The sequence below is a fragment of the Modestobacter italicus genome (assembly GCF_000306785.1).
Lineage (GTDB): Bacteria > Actinomycetota > Actinomycetes > Mycobacteriales > Geodermatophilaceae > Modestobacter > Modestobacter italicus.
Map to the genome: position 1 here is coordinate 4,021,142 of NC_017955.1, position 26,583 is coordinate 4,047,724.

Here is a 26,583-nt window from a genome sequence, read left to right on the forward strand (position 1 = left end):
CTCCCACCCCCGGGGACCGTCAGGACGACGGGGTCAGCGACCGCACCCGCGCGATGAGCTCGTCCTTGCAGACGGCGAGGAAGCCGTCGGGGTCCGGGCCGGTGTTCTGCAGCACGATGTGGTCGAACCCGGCGTCGACGTAGGGCTGCGCCTGCTGCACGTGCACGTCCAGGTCCGGGCCGACGGAGAACTGGCCGCGGATGTCGTCGGCGTCCACCGTGCTGCTGGCCGCGTCGAAGTTGACCGGGTTGGGCAGCTCGCTCATCACCGGCCAGCCGGTGAGCGCCCAGCGGCTGGTCTGCAGCGCCGCCTCGACCGCGGCGTCCTCGGTCGGCGCCCAGGACATCGGCACCTCGGCGTACTTCGGGCCGCTGCCGCCGTGCTCGGCGTAGGCCTGGACCAGCTCGCTCTTGGGCTCGGTCGCGAACAGCCCGCTGCCGTACTCGGCGGCGAGCTTGGAGGCACCCGGCCCGCCGCTGGCCACCGCGATCACCGGCAGCTGCTCGGGCAGGTCCCACACCCGGGCGTCCTCCAGGGTCAGGTACTCCCCCTCGTAGGACTGGTAGCCGCCCTGCCACAGCAGGTTGATGATCTCCAGCGCCTCGCGCAGCATGTGGTGCCGGATCCGGACGGCCGGCCAGCCCCCGCCGACGACGTGCTCGTTGAGCCGCTCACCGGCGCCGATGCCGAGGGTGAACCGGTTGCCGGACAGCAGCTGCACGGTCGCCGCCGCCTGGGCGATCACCGCCGGGTGGTACCGGATCATCGGGCAGGTCACGCCGGTGGCCAGGCCGATGCGCTCGGTCTTCGCCGCCATCGCGCCGAGCATCGACCAGGTGAAGCCGGAGTGGCCCTGCTCCTCCAGCCACGGGTGGTAGTGGTCGCTGAGCTCGACGAAGTCGAAACCGGCCTCCTCGGCCGCGACCGTCTGCTCGACGACCTGGGTGGGGCTCAGCGCCTCGGTGGCGATCTTGTAGCCGACCTGCATGGGGAGTGCCTTCCGTCGTCCGGGCTCGTGCTCCCCGCCGTGCCCGGGCGGCTCGGCGCGGAAACGGCTCAGCCGCCGGCGGCGAGCGCCGCCAACAGCCGGTCGAGGAACGGCACCTGGCCCTTCACCAGCTTCTCCCGGGCGACGTCGACCGGGAACCAGGCCGCCCGGTCGATCTCCGGGAACTCCTGCTGCCGGCCCGACCGCGGCGGCCACTCCATGGTGAAGGTGTTGCTCACGCACGTCCCGGCGTCCAGGTCGCCCTCCGCCGCCCACACGGTGAGCAGCTTGCCGCTGCTGACCCGCAGCTCGCCGAGGTCGCGGAACACCTCGGCCGGCACCGGCGAGCCCAGCTCCTCGGCGAACTCGCGCAGCGCGACGGCGAACGGCTCCTCCCCCGGGCCCGCCTCGCCCTTGGGGATCGACCACCCGGCGGCGTCCTTGCGCGCCCAGAACGGGCCGCCCATGTGCCCGATCAGCACCTCGACCACGCCGTCCCGGGTGCGGTGGAGCAGGACACCGGCGCTGCGGGTGGCGGGCACGCCCGCAGCTTCCCACGGGCCCTCGCGGGGTAAAGCGGGTGCGCGGACGGCGCCGGCCGCGTTGACTGCACCGGCCGCGCGGCACCACACCCCCTCGACGAATCGGGAGGACCATGGAGAAGATCAATGGACGCCTGCTGAACTGGGCGTCCATCCTCGAGCCCACCACCCGTGAGCAGGCCGAGCGCACCGCAGCGATGCCGTTCATCCACCCGCACCTGGCGCTGATGCCCGACGCGCACCTCGGCAAGGGCGCCACGGTCGGGTCGGTCATCCCCACCGACGGCGCGATCATCCCGGCTGCGGTCGGGGTCGACATCGGCTGCGGGATGATGGCCGTCCGCACCCAGTTCTCCGCCGCGGACCTCACCGGTCCGCTGGACGTGCTGCACGGCCAGATCTCCCGGTCGGTGCCGCTGTCGGCCGGCCGGTACAACAAGAAGGTGCGCCCGACCGCGGAGCCGCGGGTCGCGGAGCTGCGGGCGATGCCCGGCGTCGACCAGGCGGACGGCGTCGCCGGCAACTGGCCGCTGCAGCTGGGCTCCCTCGGCTCGGGCAACCACTTCATCGAGGTCTCCCTCGACGAGCAGGACCGGGTGTGGCTGTTCCTGCACTCCGGCTCACGCGGGGTGGGCAACAAGCTGGCCTCGGTGCACATCCGGCGGGCGCAGGAGTGGTGCCGGGCGCAGGGCATCGAGCTCGCCGACCGGGACCTGGCCTACCTCGAGGAGGGGACGCCGGAGTTCGACGCCTACATCGAGGCCCTGCGCTGGGCGCAGCGGTTCGCCGCGCTCAACCGCGAGGAGATGATGGACCGGGTCGCCGAGCAGGTCGGCCGGTTCCTGAAGGCGGACGTCGAGCGGCTCGAGCAGGTGCAGTGCCACCACAACTACACCGAGCGCGAGCACCACTTCGGCCGGGACGTGTGGCTGTCCCGGAAGGGTGCGATCTCCGCACGGGAGGGGCAGCTCGGGCTGATCCCCGGGTCGATGGGGACGGCGTCCTACGTCGTCGCCGGCCGGGGCAACGCCGACTCGCTGACCTCCTCGCCGCACGGCGCCGGGCGGAACCACTCCCGCAACGCGGCCCGGCGGCTGTTCACCCGCGCGGACCTCGACCAGCGGATGACCGGCATCGCCTGGGGGCACTCGGACGCGTTCCTCGACGAGCACCCCGACGCCTACAAGGCGATCGACGTCGTCATGCGGGACGCGGCCGACCTGGTCGAGATCCGGCACACCCTGCGCCAGGTCGTCAACGTCAAGGGCGACTGACGGCGGCCCAGAGGCTCACTGGACGCCGAAGCCGCGCCAGTAGTCGTTGAGCGCGCCGTTGGTCTTGACCAGCCACACGAAGGGGCCGATCAGGATCAGGAAGCCGGGGATCACCCACAGCCCGGTCAGGGCGGTCACCGGCGGCTGCCTGCCCTGCCGCTCGTAGACGTCGCCCACCTCCTTGCTCAGCAGGAACGGCGAGACGACACCGACGAAGAGGGCGAGCACCAGGGCGAGCGGCCCGCCGAGGCCGTCACCGCTGTGCCGCTTGAGCTCCTCGTGCGTCGAGTAGTAGTAGACGAGCACGTAGATGCCGAGCGTGACGACGCTCAGCAGGATGACCGTGCCGGTGCCCCGGACCTTGCCCACCGGCCCCGTCGGCGGACCGGCGTGCCAGACCGGCGGCGGGGGCATGGGCTGGACGCCCGCGGGTTCCGCTCCGGCGTACCCGGGCCGTCGGACCGCGGGCCCGGCAGGGGCTGCGTGCCGTACGCCTGGGTCTCGCTCGGCGAGACCGGCGGGGTCGTGGGTTCGTCGTCGGCCATGGCCGCCTCCCGATCGCGGACGTCTGCTCGCCCCCGTGCGGACGACGGTAGGGCCTCGGGGAGCTCCGCGGCGCTGCCGCGGACGCGGTGACACCCCGGGGCCATGTTGGCCAACATGGCCCCGGGGTGGGCTCAGAGGTGGGCGAGGGCCTCGGGCAGGTCGACCACGTCGGCGTACTTGGCGTCGAGGTCGGCCAGGTTCGCCTCGTGCAGGGGGACCGACCGGTCGGCGCAGGCCTGGCGCACCACCTGCGGGCGGAAGCCGCTGTTGAGCGCGTCCATCGCCGACGCCCGCACGCACCCCGACGTCGACACCCCGGTGACCACCAGGGTGTCGACGCCGGCGGTGTGCAGCGTCGCGGCGAGCGAGGTGCCGAAGAACGCCGAGGCGTACTGCTTGACCAGCACCGGCTCACCCGGCTGCGGCGACAGCGTGAGCTCCCCCCACCCGCCGGGCGCGTCCTCGGCGAACGCGGCCAGCGCGGGCACCTTGCGGACGAACAACCCACCGTCGGCCAGGCCGGCCGCGTACCGGACGACGGTCCACACCACCGGGTGCCCGCCGGCGCGCGCCGCCGCGACCAGCTCGGCGGTCGCGGCGAGGGCCGGTCCCGGGTCCGGCAGCGCGAACGGGCCGCCGTCGGCGGTGTAGGCCCGCACCAGGTCGACGACGAGCACCGCCGGCCGGCTGCCCCAGCCGACCCGGCCGGAGAACGCCTCCCCGTGCGGCCCGGCCATCAGGTCCAGACCGGGCGCTTGGGCGCCGGCAACCCGGTCTCCTCCTCGCAGCGGGCCAGCAGCTCCTCGATCGGCGGCCCCATGTCGAACACCGGCAGCTCGGCCGGCCGGTCGGCCCGCATCCGGTCGCGCAGGGTCGCCGTCGCCGCGGCGTCCACGGTGGGCCGGTCGCCGTCGCCGCTCAGCACCACGCCGTAGCGCCGCGCCCCCTCGGCGGTGACCAGACCGCGGTCGACCTCGAGCGCGACCAGCGCCGGGTCGCGCTCCAGCGGGTCGCCCCAGCCGCCGCCGCCCCAGGTGACGAAGTGCAGCACGTCGCCGGGCGCGACCGGCACGTCGTGGCACTTGCTGGGCAGCACCCGGCGGGTGCCGTCGGGGTGGTCGATCCACTTGGTGCCCCGGGTGCCGGGGTGCCCGCCGTTGACGCCCCACGGGTAGGTGAGCCAGCGGTCGTCGTGGATGGCGATCGTGCCCGGCTCCTCGAAGACGTAGGCGACGTCGACGCCGTTGCCGCCGCGGTGCAGGCCGGGGCCGCCGGTGTCGGCGATCGTCTCCCACTTCTCGATCCGCAGCGGGTAGTAGGACTCCAGGTACTCGCACGGGATGTTGGTGAAGCTCGGCCACAGCGAGTGCCCGTCCGGCCCGTCGCCCAGCGGCCGGCCCGGGATCCCGCCGAAGCCGATCGAGTACAGCTGGAACCACTCGCCCTTCCGCTCCCCGCCGGAGTAGTGGCCGGAGTACATGAAGTGCGGCGAGGAGGAGAAGCCCGCGGCGTTGAGCAGCGCCGGGTTGGTCTGCCCGAGCAGCCCGCCGAACAGGTCGAAGACCCGGCCGATGCCGTGGTTGCGGCCGTTGAGCGAGGCCGGGTGCGCCGGCTTCCAGTACGAGCCGTCCGGGATGGTGACGTCGACCAGCGGGTAGAACCCGTCGTTCCAAAGGATCTGCGGGTCGGCCACGGTGATCATGTAGATCCCGAAGAACATCCGGGTCAGGTTCTCGTTGATGTAGTAGTTGATCGGCCCGGCCGCCTGGGGCGAGGAGCCGGTGAAGTCCAGGTGCACCTTCTCCCCGGTGCGGGTCAGCGACAGCTTCAGCTCGTAGGGCCCGTTGCCCACGCCGTCGTCGCAGATGTAGTCGGTGAAGCTGAGCGTGCGGCCCTCCTCGAACACCATGGCCAGCAGCACCTTCATGGCGTCGAAGTTGCGCTGCAGCAGGGAGTCCAGCGCCGAGAGGTAGGTCGCCGTCCCGAACCGCTCGCACATCTCCACCACCCGCCGGGACGCGGTGCGGCAGGCGGCCACCAGGCCGTTGAGGTCGGCGCGGTTCCAGTCCGGCATCCGGACCTGGTTGAGGATGATCCGCAGCGCGTCCTCGTTGGGCACGCCCTTGGCGTAGAGCTTGAAGGGCGGGATGACCACGCCCTCCTCGTAGATGGTGCGGGCGTCGGTCGGCATCGACGACGGCGTCTTGCCCCCGACGTCGGACATGTGCCCGAACATCGCCGACCAGCCCACGACCCGCCCCTCGTGGAAGACCGGGACGACGACCAGCCAGTCGTTGGCGTGGCTGATCGCGGCACCGCAGGCGTACGGGTCGCTGGTCAGCAGCACGTCGCCCTCCTCGATCGTGCCGTCGAAGCCGTCGAGGAAGTCGGGGATGGACAGCCCGAACTGGCCCACGACCATCTTGCCGTCGGGGTCGGCGATGAGCGGGACCTCGTCGTGCTGCTCGCGGATGCCCGGGCTCAGCGCGGTGCGGAACAGCACCTCGTCCATCTCGTGCCGGGCGTTGCGCAGCCCGTTCTCGATGAGGTCGAGGGTCACCGGGTCGACCTCGGCCCGCTCGACGCTGCCGGTCGCGGTCTCGATGATCCGTGCCATGGGTCAGCCCTCCGTCGGGGTGATCAGCAAGCTGCCGGCGACGTGCACGGTGGCCACGTGCCCGGGCAGCACCAGCGTGGTGGAGTCCATCTCGGTGACGATCGCCGGACCGCGGACGACGTCGCCGGCGCGCAGCCGGGCGCGGTCGTAGACCACCGCCGGCACGTGCTCGCCGCCGACGTAGACGGTGTGGTCGGCGACCCTCGCCGCGGCCGGGTCCCCGTCGCCGGCCGGCAGCGCGACCGGCGCGACGTCGTGCCGCCCGGTGACCGTCGCCCGGGCGTTGACCAGCTCGTGGTCGACGCCCAGCAGGAAGGAGAAGAGCCGGTCGTGCTCGGCGTCGAACGCCTCCCCCAGCCGGGTCAGCGCGGCGTCGGCGTCGGCGAGCCAGGCGGGGTCGACGTCGACCGGGATCTCGAAGCCCTGCCCGTGGTACCGGACGTCGACCTGGTAGCCGGTGGTCTGCTCCCCGCGCGGCACGCCCTGGGCGGCGAGCCGCTGCCCGGCGTCCTCGGCCAGCTCCTGCAGCACGCCGGCGAGGTCGCCCCCGGTGAGGTCGGCGAACCGGCGCAGCACGGTGCGCGCCGACTCGTCGCGGCGGTTGGTGGTGGCGTCGCCGAGCGCGCACAGCAGCCCCGGCCCGGGCGGCACGATCACCGGCCAGGCGCCGGTGAGCCGGCCCAGCGCGTTCGCGTGCAGCGGGCCGGCGCCGCCGAAGGCGACCAGCGCGAAGTCGCGGGGGTCGAAGCCCTGCTGCACCGAGACCAGCCGGAGCCCGCCGAGCATGTTCTCGTTGACGATGTCGATGATCCCGGCGGCGGCGCCTCCACCGACTCCAGCCCCATCGCCTCGGCGACCTTGGAGACCGCCGCCCGGGAGGCCTCGACGTCCAGGGTGATCTCGCCGCCGGCCAGGGTGGTCGGCAGGTACCCAAGGACGACGTTCGCGTCGGTGACGGTGGGCTCGACCCCGCCCTTGCCGTAGGCGGCCGGGCCCGGGTCGGCGCCGGCGGACTGCGGCCCGACCCGCAGCGCCCGGGTCAGCTCCGGCACGTGCGCGATCGACCCGCCGCCGGCGCCCACCGTGCACACGTCGACGCTGGAGGCGCGCACCGACAGGTCACCGACCTGGGTCACCCGGCCGATCCGCGGGTGCAGGTCCTGCACCAGGCCGACGTCGGTGGAGGTGCCGCCCATGTCGAAGGTGATCAGGTCGCGGTGGCCGGCCTGCTCGGCGACCCAGACCGCGCCGGTCACCCCGCCGGCCGGGCCGGACAGCAGCATGGTGACCGGGGCGCCGATCGCCGCGTCGGCGGACTGCAGGCCGCCGTCGCTGCGCAGGATGGCCAGCTCGCCGGCCACCCCGCCGGCGCGCAGCTGCTCGGCCAGCGTGGTCACGTACCGCTTCACCTGCGGCTGCACGTAGCCGTTGGCGACCGTGGTCAGCGTGCGCTCGTACTCGCGCAGCTCGGGCAGCACGTCCGACGACAGCGACACCGGCACGCCGGGCAGCAGCTCGGCGGCGAGCTCGCCGATCCGCCGCTCGTGCGCGGGGTCGGCGAAGGAGTTGATCAGGCTGACCGCGAGCGCCTGCACGCCGCGGCCCTGCAGCCGGGTCAGCTGCGCCCGGACGTCGTCCTCGTCGAGCTCGCGGACGACGGAGCCGTCGCTGGCGATCCGCTCGTCGACCTCCACGGTGTTCTCCAGCGCGGCGAGCGGCTCGGGCTTGGGCCAGATGATCCAGCCGGCCAGCCCGCCGGGCACGAAGGAGCGGGCGATCTGCAGCACCTGCCGGAAGCCCCGGGTGGTGACCAGGCCGACGGTGGCGCCCTTGCCCTCGAGGATCGCGTTGGTGGCCACGGTGGTGCCGTGCAGCACCGAGGCGACCTCGGACAGCTCGATGCCCGCCTCCGCGCACGCCTTGCCGATGCCGGTCAGCACGCCGACCGACTGGTCGGCCGGGGTGGAGGCGGTCTTGGCCCGCCAGGTGCGGCCGCTGCCCTCCTCGACCAGCAGGACGTCGGTGAAGGTGCCGCCGACGTCGACTCCGAGCCGGTAGCTCATGGGGTCTCCTCTCCTCGGGTGCGGTCGGTGGTGCGGGGGTTCAGCGGGGCCGGGCGGCGGCGCGGACCATGACGGCCCGCGCGTTGTGGATGTGCGCGGTCATCACCGCCCGGGCCCACTCCGGGTCGCCGGCCCGCAGCGCGGCGACGATCTCGGTGTGGTGGGCCAGGCTGCGCTGCAGGGAGGCCGCGTCGTAGGCGTGGAAGTTCCGGGCGACCAGCGGCGAGTGCACGGCCCCGGCCAGCGCGGTGGCCAGCGCCGGGGCGGCGGCCAGCTCGACCAGCCGGCCGTGGAAGGCGCGGTTGAGCGGCACCAGCGCGTCGGGGTCCCGGTCGCCGAGGTCGACCATCCGCGCGGCCAGGTCGTCGAGGGCGTCGAGGTCGGCCGCGGTGGCGTGCGGGACGGCGAGGGCGGTCAGCTGCGGCTCCAGCAGCGAGCGCAGCGCGAAGACCCCCTCCAGCTCGTCGACGGTCCAGCTGGCCACCCGGGCGCCGCGGTTGGGGACGAGCTCGACCAGGCCCTCGGCGGCGAGCCGGCTCAGGGCCTCGCGGACCGGCGTCCGGCTGACCCCCAGCCGCTCGGCGAGCTCCACCTCACCGAGCCGCGCCCCGGCCGGGAGCGCGCCGCGCAGGATGTCCTCGCGCAGCGTGTCCAGCGCCCGTTCGGCGGACGTCAGCGACCGTGTCACAGTTCACACTCCCTAGCGGATTGCATGCAACATAGGGCTGGCCGGCTTCCCTGGACAAGCCCTGGTGCGTAAATTCGGCGTGACTGCATACAAGAGGGGGCACTCGTGGGAGACCTGCTGGGACACCGCCGTCCGTCGCCGGGGGCTGCGCTGCGCGCCCTGCTGGCCGGGCCGGAACCGCTGCTCGCGCCGGGGGCCTACGACGGCCTCTCCGCCCGGCTGGTCGAGCAGGCCGGCTTCGACGCCGTCTACATGACCGGCTTCGGGACGACGGCCTCGCTCATCGGCCGCCCCGACGTGGGGCTGCTGACCGGGTCGGAGATGGTCGACAACGCCCGGCGGATCGTCTCCGCCGTCGACGTCCCGGTGATCGCCGACGCCGACACCGGCTACGGCAACGCGATCAACGTGCTGCGCACCGTGCAGCTGTTCGAGCAGGCCGGCGTGGCCGGGCTCCAGCTCGAGGACCAGGTGGCGCCGAAGAAGTGCGGGCACATGAGCGGCAAGGCGGTGATCAGCACCGCCGAGATGGTGGGCAAGCTGGAGGCCGCCGTCGCCGCCCGGCGTGACCCGGACCTGGTGGTCATCGCCCGCACCGACGCCGTCGCGGTGTCCGGGATCGAGGACGCCGTCGCCCGCGGCCGCGCCTACGCCGAGGCCGGGGCGGACGTGCTGTTCGTCGAGGCGCCGACGTCGGAGGACGACATCGCGCGGGTCGCCGGCGAGCTGGCCGGGGTCGCCCCGCTGGTGTTCAACTGGGCCGAGGGCGGGCGCACCCCGCCGCTGCCGCTGAGCCGGATCGCCGAGCTCGGCTTCTCGCTGGTGATCTACCCGATCGGCACGCTGCTGGCGGCCACCGCCGGGATGCGCGCGCTGCTGGCCACGCTGAAGGCCGACGGCGTCCCGCCGCTGGCCGGGCTGCCCGCCTTCGACGAGTTCACCGACCTGGTCGGGCTGCCCGAGGTGCAGCAGCTGGAGCAGCGCTTCCGCGGCTGAGCCCGGTCAGTCCGAGCCGGGCCAGGGCTCCTCGGCGGAGATGCCGAGCTGGGTGCTGCAGCTGCGGTCGTCGGCCACCGACTGCGGGCGGAAGTAGATGGTCGAGGCGGTGACGTCGTCGCCGAAGGCCTGCGGGGTCGACCCGGTGGCGGTGCCCCCGGTGGCCACCGCGGGGTCGGCCGAGGGGGCGATCGAGAAGCGGACGACCCGGGTGAACTGGCAGTCCGCCCCCACCGACTCGATGCTGAACTCGGTCGGCGGGCGCTCCGTGCCGCGCACGATGTTGTCCAGCCCGCCGGCGCCGGTGGACCCCTCGACCAGGTCGATCGCGCCGTCGCCGTCCTGCACGTCGTCGCTGTCGTTCTGCGCGTGCACGTGCCCGGACACCGTCTGCCGGACCACCCCGGGCAGCTCGTCGCGCACCGCCTCGGCGGCGACCGGCTCGTGCAGGGCGAAGACGTCGACCGGCTCGACCGCCGCAGTGGCCTCGCCGTCGGCCGGCGCCGCGGAGGTCGTCGTCCCGTCGGCTGCCTCCTCCCCGTCGCCGACCGCGGCGGCGACCGCGTCGGCCTCCAGCGGGTCGGTGACCGAGGTGTCGTCGGAGCCGTACGCGCCGGACGCGCCGTACACCCGGGGGTCGCTGAGCCCGGCGATCCGCAGCCCGTAGGCGCGCACCACCCCCGCGGTGACCTCGTAGCCGTCGTCGGTGGCGGTCTTGGTGCCGAGCACGGTGACGCCGGGGACGCTCCGCATGATCTCCACGGTCGCCGGGGAGTCGTGGTTGCCGGCGATCCACAGCATCGGCGTGGTCGCGGTGACCGCCCGGATGCCGTCGAGGTAGGCCGGGGTGAGCTCCTCGCGGGTGCCGAACTCGCTCTCGTCGCCGAGGTTGAGCACCAGGTCGACGTCGTAGTTCGCGGCGTACTGCGCGACCAGCGGGTAGTTGGCGGCCAGGTGCATGTCGGAGATGACCATGAGCTGCAGGGCGGTCTCCGGCGTCCGGTCGTCGATCTGGGCCTGCAGCGCGGCCTGGATGCCGACCACCGAGCCCAGCACGTCCAGCGCCTTGGACTGCTGCGAGTAGTACTGCGACAGCTGGTCGGGGAACAGCTGCGCGGCGGCCAGGGTGCCGGTGAGCCGGGAGTCCCGCACCCAGTCCGGGTTGTAGGTCAGCACCCCGTAGCCGGCGACGGCGAGGGTGACCAGCACCGCCGCCCCGGCCCCGAGCGCCCGGCGGCGCAGCTCGTGCGGCTCCCGCGGCCGGCCGCGCAGGTAGCGGACCGCCATGCCCAGCGCCGCGGCCACCGCCAGCCCGATGGCCAGCCCGAGCAGCAGCTCACCCACCAGCCAGGTGGCGATCCGGGGCAGCTGGGCGGTGACGTCGGCCTGCAACCGCTCGACGAAGCCGGGCAGGTCACCGCCCGCCAGCCGGGTGAGCTCCAGGACGTCGACGTCCTCGGGGCTGATGTGCACGCCGAACGGCACCCCGCTGACCTGCGGGAACTCCCAGCTGCCGAGGGTGGTGTCGGCGGAGAGCCCGGGCCGGGTGAACAGCGTGCCCTGCACCTCGAAGGGCACGCCCTGCACGGTCGCGTGGTACGGGAAGGCCTGCAGCAGCGCGGCCGCGCAGAGCAGCGGCAGGGCCAGCCGGAACAGCCAGCGCAACGCGACCTGCAGCACCCGGCTGAGCAGGCCGCCGGCGCGGGAGGCCACCCGGCGGGCGCGGGCGGCGCGGGTCTGCGGGAACGGCAGCGCCAGCTGCTCGGCGCCGTCGGGGGTGCGTGCCATCGCCGGTCATGATCCCAGCCGCCGCCCGGACCGGGCGCACCGGAAGGGCTGGTGCTCCTCCGGGGACCGGGAGCACCATCCTCGGCGGGACCTCACCGAGCCGGAGAGGAGCGGCGCCATGGCGGTGTACGTCTACCGGTGCGCCGAGCACGGCGTGCTCGACGTGGTCGCGCCGATCGGCACCGCACCGGCGACGGCGTCCTGCCCGCGCTGCGCCGGCACCGCGACCCGGGTGTTCACCGCCCCGCGGCTGTCCCTCGGCTCGGCCCCGGCCCGCGCGCTGCTGGACCGCACCGAGCGCAGCGCGGACTCCCCCGACGTCGTGACCCGGCCGCCGTCGCCGGGCCGCGCGCCGGCCGCGCCGCGCAACCCCGCGCTGGCACGACTCCCCCGCCCCTGACCGGAGGCCGCCATGCCCGAGCTCGTCTTCCCGCTCGACTCCAGCAAGCGGTTCACCGAGCAGGACATCGTGGGGCACAACCGCTGGCACCCCGACATCCCCGCGGCGGTGACCGTCCGGCCAGGCGACGTCTTCCGGGTGCACTGCCGGGAGTGGTTCGACGGCGCGATCCACAACGACGACTCGGCCGACGACGTCCGGGACGCACCGCTGTCCACCGTGCACGTGCTCAGCGGCCCGATCGCCGTCGAGGGCGCCGAGCCCGGCGACCTGCTGCTGGTCGACATCGTCGACGTCGGGCCGATCCCGCAGGAGGACTCCGGGCCGCTCGCCGGCCAGGGCTGGGGCTACACCGGCATCTTCCCGAAGCAGAACGGCGGCGGCTTCCTGACCGACCAGTTCCCCGACGCCTACAAGGCGATCTGGGACTTCCGCGGTCAGACGGCGACCTCGCGGCACGTCCCCGGCGTCTCCTACACCGGGATCGTGCACCCCGGGCTGATGGGGACCGCGCCCTCGGCGGACCTGCTCGCCCGGTGGAACCGGCGCGAGGGCGCGCTGATCGCCACCGACCCGGACCGGGTGCCGCCGCTGGCGCTGCCGCCGCTGCCGCAGGACGCCGTCCTCGGCTCGCTGTCCGGCGCGGAGTTCGACCGGGTGGCGGCCGAGGCGGCCCGCACCGCGCCGCCCCGGGAGAACGGCGGCAACCAGGACATCAAGAACTTCAGCCGCGGGACCCGCGTCTTCTACCCGGTGTTCGTGCCCGGGGCGAACCTGTCGATGGGCGATCTGCACTTCTCCCAGGGCGACGGCGAGATCACCTTCTGCGGCGCCATCGAGATGGGCGGCTTCCTCGACCTGCACGTCGACCTGATCAAGGGCGGGATGGAGACCTACGGGGTGGCGGAGAACGCCGTCTTCGTGCCCGGCAACGTCGAACCGCGGTACGAGCGGTGGCTTGCCTTCTCCGGCACGTCGGTGACGCTGGACGGCGAGCAGCGGTACCTGGACTCCGACCTGGCCTACCAGCGGGCCTGCCTGCACGCGATCGACTACTTGAGCAGGTTCGGCTGGAGCCGGGAGCAGGCGTACCTGCTGCTCGGGTCGGCGCCGATCGAGGGCCGGCTGTCCGGGGTCGTCGACATCCCCAACTCGTGCGCGACCGTCTACATCCCGACCGGGATCTTCGACGTCGACGTCATCCCGTCCGCGGCCGGACCGACCCGGATCGACCCGGGCCAGGGCGCGCCGCACTCCTCGTTCTGAGCCCACGCCGCACGTCTCCGGACGACGCCGTCCGGAGACGTGCGGGGTTTCCTGGCCCGGCATGGGACCCTGGTACTGACCGACGACGACGCGCTCGCCGACTCGTCGCCGACGAACGGGACACCCTTTGGCACTGATCACCTGTCCCACCTGCAGCAGCGAGGACATCGACGGCACCCCGCAGCCGGACAGCCGGCTGCTGATCCACTGCAACGCCTGCGGCCACGAGTGGCTGCGCGGCGAGGCCCGGCGCGACCCGGCCCGGCCGGCGGTGCAGACCGCGGAGTCCCTGCAGGCGACCTTCCCCTCCCCCGCCGACGTCCGCCCGGACGTGCGCGAGCGGGTGATGCTGCTGACCTCGGAGTTCCTGATGGAGCGCCCGGAGCCCGACCCGTCGGTCGAGGCCTACCGGGTGCGCTACGCCGAGCTGTTCACCCGCGACGGCCTGCGCACCGCCACCCCGGACCAGCTGCTCTACTTCGCGAACTCCACCACCGTCGCCGACCCTGGCAACATGTCCGGCTTCAACCGGGCGTGGAAGACCGCCGGCCCGGACAAGGCCGCCGCGATGGTGCGGGACAGCATCGAGTACCTGCTCTACGGCCCGGAGAGCCTGAAGCTCGAGGACCGGATGACGCACCTGGTCGACGGCAGCAAGAAGGGGCTGGGCTTCCCCTCGTTCAAGGAGTCGCTGCTCACCAAGGTGCTGTGCGTGGTCGAGCCCGAGCGCTTCCTGCCGGTGGTCAGGTACACCGCGGCGGCGTCGGGCAAGAAGGAGCTGGCGAAGGTCGTGTTCGAGCTCGACCTGCCGCCGGTGGAGAAGAGCGCCTGGACCATCGGGCGGCTCGCGGTGTGGAGCAACGACCTGCTGCGCTCGCTCATCGGCAACGACGTCCCGGACCTGCAGCAGGCGGCACGCTTCCTGCAGTGGGCGAAGGGCCAGCCGGTCCTCTCCCGCTCCTGACGCCGGGCGCGGCGCCGGTCACCGCACGGTGACGGCGCCGCTCCCGTTCGGCACCAGCTCGACCCAGGTGCTGCCCGGGGCGAGCCGCACCGGGTTGCCGTCGGGGCCGAGCAGCACCAGCCGGTCGGCGACGCCGTTCTTGACCCAGGTGACCGGCATGGTGCGGCCGCCGGTGGCGAGCAGCGCCTCGCCCCGGCCCTGCAGCACCGTCTCCGGCACCGGGTTGCCGGCCGGGTCGCGGCCGTCGGTGACCACCACGTCGACCCGGAGGACGACGACGTTCGTGGCGCGCATCGGCGTGCCGTCGGCCTCGACGGCCGGGGTGCCGTTCTCGTCGCGGACCCACCTGCCGTCCGGCGGGCTCCAGGTCCAGTTCGGGTGGCTGGACGGCGACAGGGTGAGCGCCAGGGCGCCGGCGGGCGTGCCGGCGGTCAGCGGGGTCGCCTCGGCCGCGGTGGCCGCCGTCTCGAACTGCGGGCCGGGCGCAGCCAGGTGCTGCGGGTCGGCCTGGGCGACCAGGGCCGTCGGGTCGGCGTAGACGTTGTGCGGCGCCGACCGGCTGCCGATCCGGTAGAAGCCGGAGTCGCCGTTGTCGAAGCTGAGCACCTGCAGGCCGGCGTCGGCGACGGCGCCGACGTAGGCCGGCTGCCCGCCGGAGAAGCCGAAGAGGCCGTGCAGCGGGGCGGCGATCGCCGGGTCCATCGGCCGGACCGAGCGGACCGGCCCGACCTCGGGCGGCAGCACCGAGTGGTAGACGGCGACGTAGCGGGTGATGCCGCCCTCGACGACCTCCTCCCACACCATGTCGGCGGCGTTGAGCCCGGTCTGCGGGCGCGCGTCGAGCGAGTTCTCGATCTTCACCGCGAGCGCCGGGCGGGCCGGGACGGCGCCGCTCTCCAGGCCGGTGAGCGGCCAGAGCACCGGCGGCGGTGGCGGGGGCGGCGGCGCCGGGTCGACGAGGTGGTGGCCGGCGTCGTCGCGGCCTGCGGGGTCTCCTCGTCGCCACCGCAGGCGACCAGGCTGCTCAGCGTCAGCCCGGCGAGCAGGGCGGCGCCGAGGGTCCGGCGGGGAGGGGCGAGTGCCACGGGCGTGCTCCTGCGTCGGTGCTGCAGCGACCACCCGACGGGCGCCCGCGTGACCGGAGGTCGGTCATCGGTCGTCATCGGCTGCCGGGGGCCATCCCAGCACCGGCGACGCCCCGTGCGCCCCTCCCGCCACCTGGAATCCGGTGGTCCTTGTCGGTGGGTGCCCGTACGGTCCTGCCCGCTCACCCACTCGACCCGGAGGGACCCCGTGACCCCGCCTGCCGCAGGCAGCACCCCGCAGCTCGGCCTGGACTACCTGGAGGACGTCAGCGCGAAGCTGATGCTGCAGGCCCAGTGGTCCGGTGCCATGCCCTACCTGCGCGCCGGTTCCGTCCCCGGCACGGTCGAGGACCTGGCGGCGCTGCTGCCCGAGGGCGCACGGCTGCGGTTCGACCAGCGCTGGCCGCGGCACCGCACCGTCACCGCCGAGCTGCCCGGGCTGGTCGTCGAGCTGGAGGCGCGGCACAACGTCACGCGGCTCGTCGTGATCGGCGCGGTGCTGACCGCGGTCGAGTCCTGCCTGGCCTCGATGACCAGCGCCGCCGAGTCGGCGGCCGCGGTGGCCGAGGGCGTCGTCCGGATGCGCTTCTGGTCCAGCCGGGACGACGACGCGTCGATGTCCAGCCGCGCGGTGGCGGCGCCGGCCTGGGCCGAGGTCCAGGCCAACTACGCCGGGCGCACCGCCGCGGCGCTGGCCCCGCTGGTCGCGGCGACCGACATGTCCGGCCGCGCCGGGCGGCTGGTCCTCTGGCACGGCGAGCCCGGCACCGGCAAGACGACCGCGGTGCGCGCGCTGAGCCGGGAGTGGTCGGCCTGGTGCGAGCCGCACTACGTCACTGACCCCGAGCGGCTCTTCGCCGATCCGCAGTACCTGCTGGAGGTGGCCGGGGTCGACGCCGAGGAGGACGACGGCGCGGCGGAGAAGCGGCCCTGGCGGCTGGTCATCGCCGAGGACTGCGACGAGTACCTGCGCACCGACGCGAAGCTGCGCGCCGGTGCCTCGCTGGGCCGGTTGCTCAACCTGTGCGACGGGATCCTGGGCCACGGGCTGCAGGTGCTCGTGCTGCTCACCACCAACGAGGACGTCGGGAGCCTGCACCCGGCGATCACCCGCCCGGGCCGCTGCCTGAGCCGGGTGGAGTTCGGCCGGCTGTCAAGGGCGGAGGCGCAGACCTGGCTAGGTCCCGGCGTCGCCGCCCCGCCGGAGCCGGCCACCCTGGCCGAGCTGTACGCGTTCCGGGAGCAGCGCGAGGACCCGACCGACCACCTCCCGGAGCTCGGCGGCTACCTCTAGGCCGACGCGACCAGCTGCACGATGCGGCGCGCCGCGGCCCGCCCCTCGGGTGCGGGCACCAGCGGGTAGACGTGCACCGCGCCCGGGCAGACGACGACGTCGGTGTCGACGCCGGCCGCGCGGGCCTTCTCGCCGAGCTCGAGGACGTCGGGCAGGCAGATCTCGTGGGTGCCGACGAACACGTGCAGTGGCGGCAGCCCGGCCAGCGGGCCGTTCAGCGGGCTGAGCCGCGGCTGGGTGGGATCGTCACCGCCGGCCCACGCCTCCCCCGCCAGGCGGAGGCCCACGCTGGCCAGCCAGGGGTCGCGCTCCTCGACGGCGGGGACGTCCGGGTTGCTGATGGTGAGGTCCAGCCACGGGGAGAGCAGCACCAGCCGGCGCGGCTGTTCCGCACCAGCCAGCGTCTGCGCGAGGCCGAGCGCGAGGCCACCACCCGCGGAGTCGCCGGCGAGGGTGACCGCCGACGCGTCGAACTCCTGCAGCAGCTCACGGTGGACGGCGGTGACGAAGGGATACGCCTCGCGGTACGTGTGCTGCGGCGCGACGCCGTAGTGCGGGACCTCCACCCGGACGCCGGCGTCGGCCATCTTCGAGACGAGCGCCCAGTGCTGGGGCGCGATCTCGCTGATGTAGGCACCGCCGTGCAGGTAGACGACGGCGCGCTCCGGGGTCCGGCCGCGCGGCGTGACCGTGGTGCACGGGAAGCCGTCGACCAGGCGGGTGCGGACGTCGTGCCGCCGCTGCAGCCGGGCCGGTGGTCGGGTGCTGCCCTTGGGGGCGGCGATCCGCTGCCGCGCCCGCTCGACGGTGGCCATCCGCGGCTTGAAGGCCAGTCGGAAGAACGGCTCGAGGAGCGTCATCTGCAGGCTCACCACGACACTCTCCCCGGCGGTGGGGCTACAGCGCGAGGCGGACCACCGGCCGGGCCTTGCTGGTGCGGGAGCCGACCTCGGTGAAACCGAGCCGGAGGAAGACCGACAGCGGCCCGTGGAAGAGCTCGGCGGCCGACGCCGTGCGCACCGTGGTGTCCAGCGGGTACGCCTCGACCGTGCGGGCCCCGTGCCGGCGGGCGAGGTCGACGGCGCCCTCGAGCAGCACCTCGGCGAACCCCTGCCGGCGGCTGCCGACCCGGACGACGAAGCAGGTGACCGCCCAGAGCCCGTCCTCGTCCGTGGTGACCGCAGCGGCCGGGTAGCTGACCAGCCGTGGGTAGTCGGCGCGCGGGGCGACCGCGCACCAGCCGGAGGGCGTCCCGGCGTCGTCGTAGGCCAGCACACCGGGCGGGAGGGGCCCGGCGACCTGCGACTGGAGGTCGGCGCGCCGCTGCTCGCTGCTCCGTGCCGCGTAGCCAGGACGCTGCTGCCGGAACCACTGGCACCAACAGTGCGCCGGGTCGCCCCGGTTGCCGAAGACGGCGAGCAGGTCGTCCCAGCGCTGCGGGGTCGCGTCCTCGACGGTGGGCACCGCGCGATCCTGATCGCTGCACGCAGTCGGCGGCAAGGCCTGGTCGCTCGACGACGTGGCTGCTCGCCCCCTGGCGCACTCGGGCCCGGGGGTCAGCCTGCTGCCGGCCTGACGGTCACACGAGGAGCGGTGGTCCGATGAGGATCTCGGTGCCGTCGGGTCGCCAGGTGTGCCATCGCCCGCCGGGATCTCGCTCGACCCGGAACCCGTGGTGGACCTTGGTGTGGTGCCGCTCGCACAGCAGCCCGGAGTTCTCCAGGCTGGTCTCCCCACCGTTGATCCAGTGGATCAGATGATGGACATCGCACCAGTGCGTGGGTGCATCGCACCCGGCGAACACGCAGTGCCCGTCCCGCTGCTCCACGGCCTTGCGGAGCCCGGGGGTGACCACCCGGTGGTCCCGGCCCAGGTCCAGCGGGACGCCGTCGGGGCCCATCACGATGCGAGAGATGCTGGCATCGCAGGCCAGCCAGCGGGCCCGCGCGGCCGAGATCTGCGACCCGAAGCCGGTGCGAGCCGCGCCGGGCCCGGTGGCGGGGTCGACGAAGTCGTCCATGTCGAGGCCGAGTACGACGTGCGGCTTCACCGTGCGCAGCGTGGGCAGGTTCCCGGCGGCCAACTGGTTGTCCACCAGCTGCACCAGCGCGTCGGCCTGCTGCTGAGCCCGGGTCCGCTCATCACCCTTCGGGCGGGAGGCCTGCACGATCGACTCGATCGCGGCCAGCACCTTCTCGATCCCGACCGCGTCCAGGTCGAAGCGGCCGGTGCCGCTGCCATCGGCGTGCCGGGTGACGGTGAACCGCCGTCCTTCGGTGGGGTCGGGCTCCTCCCCGTCGGGGTCGAGGGCCTCCCGGTAGTGGTGCACCACCTGCGGCAACCGCGCATGCGACTCGCCGCGCGCAACCGTCACGATCGCCTGGTCGATCACGCCCAGGTCCACGCCCTGCTCATCGGCGGCGGCCCGCGCCTCGTCGTCCGCGATCGGCGCGATCACCGCCACCTGCCCGGCAGTCAGCGTGCCGTCGGCGAAGGCCGCGGCGGTCGCTGGCAGATGCTCCAGCGCCCGGCCCGAACGCACCATGCGGCCGGCCTCAGCCGGGGTGAGGTGGCCGTGCCCGCGCAGCCAGGACTGCGCGGTCTTCTTGCCGTCGTGCTCGGCCGCGCCGGTGGCGTCAACATGCCGCATGGTGCGGGTCAGCTCCGCGGTAGCGGAATTGATCACCCGCAGCAGCAGCGTCGCCCGGTCCAGCACCGCACCCGGCGCGAAGACGAAGAGGTCCTCAGCGGCCAGCGCGTCCAGCGCGGACTGCAACTCGCCCACTGGACACCTCCCGCCACGTCTTCGAACACCTGTACGAAGTCTAGCGGAGGAGATGCCCCCTGGCGACCTGAATCCCCAGGTCAGACGCCTGTCCACACCTTCGGAGAGGCTCTTGACAGCTTGCCGGAGGTGAGGTCGAAACGCCGCACGTGTGCCTCCGACGCGCACCAAGGGCGCGCCTTCGGCGGTCACCAGAAGCGCGCCCCTGCCGGCCACCAGAGCCCGCCTTGGCGGCCATCGGGAGCGCACCTCGGTCGGTGACCGAAAGCGCGCTCTCGGCGGTCACCAAGAGCACGCTTCGGGCGGTCGCCCGGCAGGAGGGGTCACCGACGCCAGGAGTGAGCGCTCGTGGCGTCGGTGACCCCGAGCGCTCAGGGGGCGATGGTCAGCCCGGCGATGCGGTCATCGCGCAGGGTGAAGTGGTAGCGCAGGTCGACCACGCCACCCGGGAAGTCCCCGACCAAGTGCTGGACGGCGAGCCAGTGGTCGGGGTCGATGCGCTCGGCCCCGGTCAGCTCAGCCGTGTACGTGTACTCCGACGCCGCGCGGTGCAGCCAGCCGAGCACGGCGTCGGTGCCGCGGTGGGTCGCGCCCTCGTCGACGACCACGGCGTCGTCGGTGAAGGTGTGCAGGGCGGCGTCGGGGTCCTCGGCGGTCAGGTAGCCGCGGATCACGGCGGGGAGCTCGGTGGGGGTGGTCGATGTGGTCATGCACCGACCGTGCTGCCTCCCGCAGCAGGCGGGTCAAGCGCTGGACCCTCCCGCGGGGAGAGGGTGCAGAGTCGCCGCGTGCTGACCATCGGCGAGTTCGCCCAGCTCACCCACCTCAGCGTGCGCACCCTGCGGCGCTACCACGACGCCGGCCTGCTGGAGCCGGCCCGCGTCGACCAGGCCAGCGGCTACCGCTACTACAGCGCCGAGCAGATCCCGGCGGCCCAGGTGATCCACCGACTGCGCGAGCTCGACGTCCCGCTCCCCGACGTCCAGCGGATCCTGCAGACCCCCGACCCGGGCACGCGGGCCGGGCTCGTCGCCGACCACCTGCAGCGGCTCGAGGACCAGCTCGAGCGCACCCGGGCGGCGGTGACCTCGCTGCAGCGACTGCTCCGCCCGGAGCCGGCCACCCTGGACGTCGAGCTGCGGGCGGTCCCGGCCACGACCGTCGCCGCGGTCGAGGCGACGGTCGAGCTGGACGACGTCCTGGCCTGGTACTCCGGCGCGATGGCCGAGCTGGACGCGCTCGTCGGGACCCCCGGCCCGCCCGGCGGGCTGTACGACAACGAGCTGTTCACCACCGGCCGGGGGCGCGTGCTGGTGCACCGCCCGGTCACCGCTCCCCCGCGCACCGGGCGCGTGCACCCGGTGACGCTCCCCGCGGTCGAGCTGGCGGTGACCACGCACGTCGGCGACCACGACACCATCGACGTCACCTACGGCGAGCTCGGCAGCTGGGTGGTCGAGCACACCCTCGCGGTGGCCGGCCCGGTGCGCGAGACCTATCTGGTCGGCCCGCGCGACGACCCCGACCCGACGGCCTGGCGGACCGAGATCGGCTGGCCGGTCTTCCGCCTGGCACCCGGATGAGCGGCGATCACGGCGTGTCGCGGGCCCCGATCTGCGACGTCTCCGTGGCCACTTGGTCACCGCACGTTCAGGCGCGCGCAGCCGACCAAGATGGCTTGACCAACTACGACCGCGGAACTGTTGAGACGTCAAAGAGCGGCCCCGCGGTCCCGGTGCTGGTCACGCTCGGCGAGTCGGCGCGCGTCGCCTTGTCAACATCTTGTCTTGGTCACTGGTCGATCACGCAGCGTCCACGAGCGTCCCTCCCGTCCCGCCCTTACGTTCGTCGCGCCCGCCGGGTCCAGTCGTCACCTTCCGGGTGACACCCGCCGGGCACCGCCGAGCCGGGCGACCTCAGCAGCGTCGCTGAGCGAACCGGGCCGAGGACCCAGTGCAGTCCTGGGGTGAAGCGCGACCGGGCATCCAGCCGGTGCGCCGGGCGAGTTCCCCGCCCGAACCCGTCAGCTAACTCGGTAGGCGGTCGTGGAGAACCAGGAGAAACGTCGTCCGTGACGACCATGCGCACTGCCCCCGCACGCCGTACCGCCCGTGGCGCCCTCGTCGCCCTGCTCACCGGTGCCGGCCTCGTCCTCACCCCGCTGGCCGCCCAGGCGGCAGCGCCCGACACCGCAGCCGTGGCCGCCGCCCCGGCTGCCGCCTCGACCGCCAAGGCCCAGATCGCCGTCGACACGGCGCTCGCCCAGCTGGGTGACCCCTATGTCTGGGCCGCAGCGGGCCCGAACTCCTTCGACTGCTCCGGCCTGACCCAGTACGCCTACAAGGCCGCCGGGATCTCGCTGCCGCACTCCTCGAAGACCCAGTCGACCATGGGCACGTACGTCGCCAAGTCCGACCTGAAGCCCGGTGACCTGGTCTTCTTCTACAGCCCGGTCAGCCACGTGGGCATCTACATCGGCAACGGCCAGATGGTCAACGCGCCGACCGCCGGGTCGGTCGTCAAGATCACGAACATCAACTCGATGCCGAGCTACAACACCGCCCGCCGCCTGGCCTGACGTCCTGCCGCCGGGCCCCGACGTCCTCCCCGGACGCCGGAGCCCGGCACAGGTCAGACCGGTGCCAGCTCGACGGCCTCACCCCGCGGCAGCCACCGGACCGTGCGCTGCACCTCGGGCGCGCGGGCCAGCTCCCGCTCCACCTGGGCACGGCCCTCGGCGAAGTGGCTCCACCCCTCGTAGTGCACCGGGACGACGGTGCGGGGGGCGAGGAGCTCGCACAGCTCCACCAAGTGCCGGCCGGTCATGGAGTACCGCAGCGGGCCGGTGACCGGGAACCGGACGCCGCCCAGGTGCAGCACCGCGGTGTCGACCCGCAGCCGCTCGGCCACCTCGCGCAGCCCGCCGAACAGCACCGTGTCACCGGAGATCCACAGCACGCCGTCCCGCTGCCCCTCCCAGCGCAGCGCGAAGCCCACGACGTCCCCGGCGATCGGGCGGCTCAGCGGCGGACCGTGCCGGGCCGGGGTCGCCGTCACCTCCAGGCTCGGGCGCCCGGGGGCCTCGAGCACCGTCGTCTGCCAGGGCCGGAGCCCGCGGGCGGTGCCGCCGAGCCGGGCCGCCCCGGACGCCGTCGTCACCACCACCGGGGCCGACGGCAGCAGCGCACGACCGGCGTCGTCCAGGTTGTCGGCGTGGTGGTCGTGGGTGAGCAGCACGGCGTCCAGCGGCGGCAGGTCGGCGGGTTCGAGCGCCGGCCCGGTCACCTTGCGCGAGCTGGTCCCCCAGCCGAAGGCGTACCGCCGGCCCGGCCGGTCGAACGTGGGGTCGGTGAGCAGGCGCCAGCCGGCGACCTCGACGAGCAGCGTCGGTCCGCCGACGTGGGTCAGCCTCACGGCACCCGGGACGCCGCGCCGGTCGCGTGCGCCAGCGCCCAGTCCAGGACGTCGTCGGCGATCTGCTCCCAGCCCGGCGCGGCCGGCAGCAGGTGCGGGTAGCCGGCGTACTCGCGCACCTCGGTGACCGTGTCGTCCGAGTAGTGCTTCGCGTTCGACCGCTGCACCGCCGGCGGCATGATGTGGTCCTCGCTGCCGGAGACGAACAGCAGCGGCGGACGGGCGGCGTTGCGGTAGTCGACGTGCGCGTCCTGCGGCCCGGGCATCAGGTTGGCCAGCACCGAGTTCCACAGGATGCCGCCGGACGCGGGGATGGCGTACCGCTCGTACAACGCCCGCGACTCCTCCTCGCTGAAGGTGTTCGTGAACGCGTAGTGCCACTGCTCCCAGCTGAACCCGACCGCCCGGTGCCGGTTCGCCGGGTTCTTCAGCACCTCCCACGTCGAGCGGACCTGGGACAGCGGCGTCACCTTCACGCCCTCGGTCGGCGCGGAGTTGAGGACGACGCCGACGGCCCCGTACCCGCGGTCCAGCAGCAGCTGGGTGATCGTCCCGCCGGCGGAGTGGCCGATCAGGACCGGCGGGGTCTCCAGCGCGCCGACCACCTGCGCCATGGAGTCGACGATCTGCGGCAGCGTCACCTCCGCGATCGGCGTCGGGTCGGCGTTGAGCGCCTCGACCTCGACCTCGAAGCCGGGGTAGGTCGGGGTGAGCACGCGGAAGCCGCGGGCCTCGTAGTGCGCCTTCCAGTTCTCCCAGCTGCGCGGGGTCACCCAGAAGCCGTGGACGAGCACGATGGTGTCGGGGGCCATGTCGATCTCCTTGCGTGGGGGGCTTTCCGCCGACCCTGGCAGCGGCCCCCGGCGTCGGATCGGCTGTGCCTGCACGGCTGTGGTGCCTGGGTGCCTTCCCCGCCCGCCCGCGCCCTGCCAGGCTCGGCCCACCACCTGCCGGCAAGGGGCACCATGCTGATCCTCGACACCGCCGCCGTCCCCCTGGCCGACCGCGTCGAGGCCTTCGACGCGGCGATGCACCAGGCCTCGGTGCCCTGCCGCGTGGAGCAGCGGACCGCGCCGGACGAGCTGCACGCGGAGATGCACCTGTGGTCGCTCGGGCCGGGGGCGGTGTTCACGACGCGGGCGTCACCGTTCCGGCTGGTGCGCACACCCCGGCACGTCCGGCTCGGCGGGCACTGGGCGCTCGCCGTGTCGTTCCAGGCGCAGGGCCGCGGCGAGTACGCCCAGCTCGGGCACGAGCAGCTGGTGCACGGCAGCCAGCTGATGGTGGTGGACATGAGCGCGCCGTACTCCTTCGGCTGCGCGGTCGGCGGGGAGGCGCGGTCGTTCCAGCTGCCGTACGAGTCGCTGGAGCTGGCACCGGACGTCGTCCGGCGCGCGACGCCGCGGCTGCGGGCCAGCCCGCTGCACGGCCTGGTCCTCGCGCACCTGCAGCGGCTGTGCGCCACGGTCGACGACATCGCGGCGCAGCCCGGTGCCGCGGCCGTCGGTGCGGCGACCGTCGAGCTGGTGCGTGCGCTGGTGGTCTCGGCCGCGGGTGACGTGCCCGGCCGCGCGCAGGTGCGCGAGCAGACGCTGCTGACCCGGGTGCGGGTCTACGCGGACCAGCGGTTGACCGACCCGGGCCTGACGCCGGAGTCGATCGCCGCGGCGCACGCCGTGTCCGTGCGGCAGCTGTACAAGGTGTTCGCCGCGGCCGGGATCAGCCTGGAGCAGTGGCTCATCGAGCGGCGGCTGGCGGCGGCACACGCCCACCTGGCCTCACCGGCCGGACGGCGGCGGACGATCGCGGCCGTCGCGCACGCGCACGGCTTCACCGACGCCAGCCACTTCAGCCGCCGGTTCGCGGCCGCCTACGGCATGACCCCACGCGACTACCAGCGCACCCACTGAGCTCCCTCCACCAAAGGCGCGCTTTCGGTGACCTCTCCTTCCGCCGAAGGCGTGCTTTTGGCGGAGGACGCGGGCTGGCAGGGTGGCGGGGTGACTGCCGACGGACCTGACCTGGACGACGCCGCTCCGCCGCTGGTCGAGGAGGCGGTGCTCGCGGACCTGCGCCGGCGGCTGCACGCCTACCGCCCCGTCGAGGGCACCGGCACGCCCGGCTGGGACCGCGGCACCGAGCACGGCTACCTCGCCGAGCTGCTGCGGAGCTGGGCCGACGACTACGACTGGCGGGTGCACGAGCAGCGGATCCGGTCGCTGCCGTGGGCGCGGACGAGCCGGCTGCGGGCGGTGCACCAGCGCGCCGCCGACCCGGGCGCGACCGCCGTCGTGCTGCTGCACGGCTGGCCGGACTCGGTGCTGCGCTACCAGCGGGTGCTGCCGCTGCTGACCGACGTGCACGTCGTCGTCCCGGCGCTGCCCGGCTACCCGTTCGCCGCTCCGCTGCCCGACCGGGACCTCTCGTCGGCGGACATGGCCGAGGTGATCGCGGAGGCGATGGCCGAGCTGGGGTACGACCGCTACGTCGTATCCGGCGGCGACATCGGCCGCGGTGTCGCGACGGCGCTGGCCGAGAACCACGCCGACCGGGTGGCCGCGCTGCACGTCACCGACGTCCCGCTCGCCGCCGCGTTCAGCGGTGACCCGGCAGCGCAGACCGACGACGCACGCGACCTGCGCGAGCGGATCACCGCCTGGCGGTCGGCCGAGGGCGCGTACATGCACGAGCAGTCGACCAAGCCGCACACGCTGGCGGTCGCGCTGGGCGACTCCCCCGCCGGGCTCGCCGCCTGGATCGTGGAGAAGCTGCGCAGCTGGAGCGACTGCGGCGGGGACGTCGAGCGGGTGTTCCCGCGCGAGGAGCTGCTGACCTGGGTCACCGCCTACTGGGTGACCGGCGCGATCGGGACGTCGTTCGCGCCGTACATGAAGCAGAGCCCGCCGGTCGAGCGGATCGACGTGCCGACCGTGGTCAGCCAGTTCCCGCACGAGATCATCCGGTCGCCGCGCTCGGTGGCGGAGCGGCTGTTCGACCTGCGGGTGTTCGAGGACGGCGCCGCGGGCGGGCACTTCGCCGCGTGGGAGCGCCCCGAGGAGTTCGTCGGCTTCGTCCGGCGGGCGGTCGCGCTCAGCTGAGCTTCGGCGCCTGGCTCAGCCACTCGGCGAAGGTCTGCCGGCCCCGGTCGGCGCCCGGGCCGGGCACGAGGACGCCCGCGCGCAGCCGCCGCCTTAAGGGGCCGGGGAGCGGCACCCGCAGGGCGCGTCGCCGCTCCCCGGTGGCGGTGAGGAAGCGGCGCACCTGGTCGGCGAGCTCGGCCTCCTCGGGGCCACCCAGGTCGGTCGCCCGGCCGCGCGGGGGGCCGGCGGCCAGCGCGACCAGGGCGCCGGCGACCTCGGCGGCGGCCACCGTGGCGGTGCGCATCGCCGGGACGACGACGAACGGCCCGACCGAGGTGCGCTGCACCAGCTGCGGGACGAACTCGTGGAACTGGGTCGCCCGCAGCAGCGTCCACGGCAGCGGACCGGCCGCCACCAGGCGCTCCTGCTCGACCTTGCCCGCGTAGTAGCCGCTCGTCTCGTCGTCGATGCCGACGATCGACAGCGCCACGTGGTGCGGCACCAACGCCGCCTGCCCGGCGGCGAGCAGGTGGGTGGTGGCCCGGCGGAAGAAGCCGACCGCCGTCCGGGTGGAGGTGCTGGCCACGCTGGTGACGTCGATGACGGCGTCCGCCCCGGCCAGCGCGGCGGCCAGGCCGTCGCCGCTGACGACGTCCTGACCAGTGCTCCGCGACAGCGGGACGACGTCGTGCCCCGCCGCCCGCGCCTGCGCGACGACGTGCCGACCCACCACCCCGGTCCCACCGGCGACGACGAGCCTCATCGGCCGACCTCCACTGCGCGCTCTCCGAAC

Annotated in this window: 28 protein-coding genes and 1 riboswitch; of the genes, 10 read left to right on the forward strand and 18 right to left on the reverse strand. The window is 74.1% G+C overall.

What is annotated here, in order from left to right; all coding sequences use genetic code 11:
* Positions 1 to 19 precede the first annotated feature (19 nt).
* Both MODMU_RS19150 and MODMU_RS19155 read right to left on the reverse strand, forming a co-directional pair.
* Positions 20 to 988, reverse strand: coding sequence for a TIGR03557 family F420-dependent LLM class oxidoreductase (locus MODMU_RS19150; RefSeq protein ID WP_014742025.1), 969 nt, complete (start codon positions 986 to 988; stop codon positions 20 to 22).
* 68 nt (positions 989 to 1,056) lie between these two features.
* Positions 1,057 to 1,530, reverse strand: a complete 474-nt coding sequence (locus MODMU_RS19155) for an NUDIX hydrolase (protein WP_014742026.1) — start codon at positions 1,528 to 1,530, stop codon at positions 1,057 to 1,059.
* 113 nt (positions 1,531 to 1,643) lie between these two features.
* On the opposite strand from MODMU_RS19155, the gene MODMU_RS19160 reads away from it, so the two are divergent.
* Entirely contained in the window at positions 1,644 to 2,804 is a 1,161-nt protein-coding gene (locus tag MODMU_RS19160) for an RtcB family protein (protein WP_014742027.1), read from the forward strand.
* 15 nt (positions 2,805 to 2,819) lie between these two features.
* On the opposite strand, the gene MODMU_RS19165 is transcribed toward MODMU_RS19160, so the two are convergent.
* The 6 genes from MODMU_RS19165 to MODMU_RS19185 form a co-directional block, all read right to left on the reverse strand.
* Positions 2,820 to 3,218: a DUF4234 domain-containing protein gene (locus tag MODMU_RS19165; protein ID WP_014742028.1), complete on the reverse strand. Its 399-nt coding sequence runs from the start codon at positions 3,216 to 3,218 to the stop codon at positions 2,820 to 2,822.
* A gap of 263 nt (positions 3,219 to 3,481) precedes the next feature.
* Positions 3,482 to 4,087: an isochorismatase family protein gene (locus MODMU_RS19170; protein WP_014742029.1), complete on the reverse strand. Its 606-nt coding sequence runs from the start codon at positions 4,085 to 4,087 to the stop codon at positions 3,482 to 3,484.
* Positions 4,087 to 5,967: a hydantoinase B/oxoprolinase family protein gene (locus tag MODMU_RS19175; RefSeq protein WP_014742030.1), complete on the reverse strand. Its 1,881-nt coding sequence runs from the start codon at positions 5,965 to 5,967 to the stop codon at positions 4,087 to 4,089. The genes MODMU_RS19170 and MODMU_RS19175 overlap by 1 nt, the downstream gene beginning before the upstream one ends.
* Before the next feature lie 3 nt (positions 5,968 to 5,970).
* Entirely contained in the window at positions 5,971 to 6,735 is a 765-nt protein-coding gene (locus MODMU_RS29730) for a hydantoinase/oxoprolinase family protein (protein WP_269454079.1), read from the reverse strand.
* Entirely contained in the window at positions 6,621 to 8,030 is a 1,410-nt protein-coding gene (locus MODMU_RS19180) for a hydantoinase/oxoprolinase family protein (protein ID WP_197537351.1), read from the reverse strand. The genes MODMU_RS29730 and MODMU_RS19180 overlap by 115 nt, the downstream gene beginning before the upstream one ends.
* A 40-nt stretch (positions 8,031 to 8,070) precedes the next feature.
* On the reverse strand, positions 8,071 to 8,718 hold the full coding sequence (locus MODMU_RS19185; RefSeq protein WP_014742031.1) for a GntR family transcriptional regulator: 648 nt from the start codon (positions 8,716 to 8,718) through the stop codon (positions 8,071 to 8,073).
* A 105-nt stretch (positions 8,719 to 8,823) separates the two neighbouring features.
* Here MODMU_RS19185 and MODMU_RS19190 point away from each other — a divergent pair, with 105 nt between their 5' ends.
* Positions 8,824 to 9,714, forward strand: coding sequence for an isocitrate lyase/PEP mutase family protein (locus MODMU_RS19190; protein WP_014742032.1), 891 nt, complete (start codon positions 8,824 to 8,826; stop codon positions 9,712 to 9,714).
* Positions 9,715 to 9,720: 6 nt separating this feature from the next.
* Here MODMU_RS19190 and MODMU_RS19195 read toward each other — a convergent pair whose 3' ends face one another.
* Positions 9,721 to 11,502 carry a metallophosphoesterase family protein gene (locus tag MODMU_RS19195; protein ID WP_014742033.1) on the reverse strand — a complete coding sequence of 594 codons (1,782 nt, stop codon included), beginning with the start codon at positions 11,500 to 11,502 and terminating at the stop codon, positions 9,721 to 9,723.
* Between the two features lie 118 nt (positions 11,503 to 11,620).
* On the opposite strand from MODMU_RS19195, the gene MODMU_RS19200 reads away from it, so the two are divergent.
* The 3 genes from MODMU_RS19200 (at position 11,621) to MODMU_RS30120 (ending at position 14,132) form a co-directional block, all read left to right on the forward strand.
* Entirely contained in the window at positions 11,621 to 11,902 is a 282-nt protein-coding gene (locus MODMU_RS19200; RefSeq protein ID WP_014742034.1) for a zinc ribbon domain-containing protein, read from the forward strand.
* 12 nt (positions 11,903 to 11,914) lie between these two features.
* Positions 11,915 to 13,168 (forward strand): formamidase, encoded by a 1,254-nt coding sequence (gene fmdA, locus MODMU_RS19205; RefSeq protein WP_014742035.1) that lies wholly within the window; start codon positions 11,915 to 11,917, stop codon positions 13,166 to 13,168.
* Between the two features lie 127 nt (positions 13,169 to 13,295).
* Positions 13,296 to 14,132, forward strand: coding sequence for a hypothetical protein (locus MODMU_RS30120; RefSeq protein WP_014742036.1), 837 nt, complete (start codon positions 13,296 to 13,298; stop codon positions 14,130 to 14,132).
* Positions 14,133 to 14,150: 18 nt separating this feature from the next.
* On the opposite strand, the gene MODMU_RS19215 is transcribed toward MODMU_RS30120, so the two are convergent.
* Together MODMU_RS19215 and MODMU_RS29745 are read right to left on the reverse strand one after the other, a co-directional pair.
* Positions 14,151 to 15,053 carry a DUF3048 domain-containing protein gene (locus tag MODMU_RS19215; RefSeq protein WP_014742037.1) on the reverse strand — a complete coding sequence of 301 codons (903 nt, stop codon included), beginning with the start codon at positions 15,051 to 15,053 and terminating at the stop codon, positions 14,151 to 14,153.
* On the reverse strand, positions 14,990 to 15,217 hold the full coding sequence (locus MODMU_RS29745; RefSeq protein ID WP_231851685.1) for a hypothetical protein: 228 nt from the start codon (positions 15,215 to 15,217) through the stop codon (positions 14,990 to 14,992). The genes MODMU_RS19215 and MODMU_RS29745 overlap by 64 nt, the downstream gene beginning before the upstream one ends.
* A 208-nt stretch (positions 15,218 to 15,425) precedes the next feature.
* Here MODMU_RS29745 and MODMU_RS19220 point away from each other — a divergent pair, with 208 nt between their 5' ends.
* Positions 15,426 to 16,511 carry an ATP-binding protein gene (locus tag MODMU_RS19220; RefSeq protein ID WP_014742039.1) on the forward strand — a complete coding sequence of 362 codons (1,086 nt, stop codon included), beginning with the start codon at positions 15,426 to 15,428 and terminating at the stop codon, positions 16,509 to 16,511.
* Here the strand turns inward: MODMU_RS19220 and MODMU_RS19225 are convergent.
* The 4 genes from MODMU_RS19225 to MODMU_RS19240 form a co-directional block, all read right to left on the reverse strand.
* Positions 16,508 to 17,386, reverse strand: a complete 879-nt coding sequence (locus tag MODMU_RS19225) for an alpha/beta hydrolase fold domain-containing protein (RefSeq protein ID WP_014742040.1) — start codon at positions 17,384 to 17,386, stop codon at positions 16,508 to 16,510. The two genes, MODMU_RS19220 and MODMU_RS19225, sit on opposite strands and share 4 nt — an antisense overlap.
* A 22-nt stretch (positions 17,387 to 17,408) precedes the next feature.
* Positions 17,409 to 17,975, reverse strand: coding sequence for a GNAT family N-acetyltransferase (locus tag MODMU_RS19230; protein ID WP_014742041.1), 567 nt, complete (start codon positions 17,973 to 17,975; stop codon positions 17,409 to 17,411).
* A gap of 115 nt (positions 17,976 to 18,090) precedes the next feature.
* Complete coding sequence (locus MODMU_RS19235) at positions 18,091 to 19,296, reverse strand: HNH endonuclease signature motif containing protein (protein WP_014742042.1); 1,206 nt, start codon at positions 19,294 to 19,296, stop codon at positions 18,091 to 18,093.
* Between the two features lie 371 nt (positions 19,297 to 19,667).
* The gene (locus MODMU_RS19240) at positions 19,668 to 20,006 is read right to left on the reverse strand and encodes a nuclear transport factor 2 family protein (RefSeq protein WP_014742043.1); all 339 of its coding nucleotides are present in this window, start codon (positions 20,004 to 20,006) and stop codon (positions 19,668 to 19,670) included.
* A gap of 78 nt (positions 20,007 to 20,084) precedes the next feature.
* Between MODMU_RS19240 and MODMU_RS19245 the strand changes: the two genes are divergently transcribed.
* Positions 20,085 to 20,879, forward strand: a complete 795-nt coding sequence (locus tag MODMU_RS19245; protein WP_014742044.1) for a MerR family transcriptional regulator — start codon at positions 20,085 to 20,087, stop codon at positions 20,877 to 20,879.
* Positions 20,880 to 21,212: 333 nt separating this feature from the next.
* A riboswitch (cyclic di-AMP (ydaO/yuaA leader) is annotated at positions 21,213 to 21,352 on the forward strand.
* A 24-nt stretch (positions 21,353 to 21,376) separates the two neighbouring features.
* On the forward strand, positions 21,377 to 21,874 hold the full coding sequence (locus MODMU_RS19250; protein WP_014742046.1) for a C40 family peptidase: 498 nt from the start codon (positions 21,377 to 21,379) through the stop codon (positions 21,872 to 21,874).
* Between the two features lie 53 nt (positions 21,875 to 21,927).
* On the opposite strand, the gene MODMU_RS19255 is transcribed toward MODMU_RS19250, so the two are convergent.
* Together MODMU_RS19255 and MODMU_RS19260 are read right to left on the reverse strand one after the other, a co-directional pair.
* Complete coding sequence (locus MODMU_RS19255; RefSeq protein ID WP_014742047.1) at positions 21,928 to 22,710, reverse strand: MBL fold metallo-hydrolase; 783 nt, start codon at positions 22,708 to 22,710, stop codon at positions 21,928 to 21,930.
* Positions 22,707 to 23,522 carry an alpha/beta hydrolase gene (locus MODMU_RS19260; protein WP_014742048.1) on the reverse strand — a complete coding sequence of 272 codons (816 nt, stop codon included), beginning with the start codon at positions 23,520 to 23,522 and terminating at the stop codon, positions 22,707 to 22,709. Before MODMU_RS19260 ends, MODMU_RS19255 begins: the two co-directional genes overlap by 4 nt.
* A gap of 153 nt (positions 23,523 to 23,675) precedes the next feature.
* Here MODMU_RS19260 and MODMU_RS19265 point away from each other — a divergent pair, with 153 nt between their 5' ends.
* Both MODMU_RS19265 and MODMU_RS19270 read left to right on the forward strand, forming a co-directional pair.
* Positions 23,676 to 24,620: a helix-turn-helix domain-containing protein gene (locus MODMU_RS19265; RefSeq protein WP_014742049.1), complete on the forward strand. Its 945-nt coding sequence runs from the start codon at positions 23,676 to 23,678 to the stop codon at positions 24,618 to 24,620.
* Positions 24,621 to 24,710: 90 nt separating this feature from the next.
* Complete coding sequence (locus MODMU_RS19270) at positions 24,711 to 25,808, forward strand: epoxide hydrolase family protein (protein WP_197537353.1); 1,098 nt, start codon at positions 24,711 to 24,713, stop codon at positions 25,806 to 25,808.
* Here MODMU_RS19270 and MODMU_RS19275 read toward each other — a convergent pair.
* Positions 25,801 to 26,553 carry an SDR family oxidoreductase gene (locus tag MODMU_RS19275; RefSeq protein ID WP_014742051.1) on the reverse strand — a complete coding sequence of 251 codons (753 nt, stop codon included), beginning with the start codon at positions 26,551 to 26,553 and terminating at the stop codon, positions 25,801 to 25,803. The two genes, MODMU_RS19270 and MODMU_RS19275, sit on opposite strands and share 8 nt — an antisense overlap.
* Between the last annotated feature and the right edge of the window lie 30 nt (positions 26,554 to 26,583).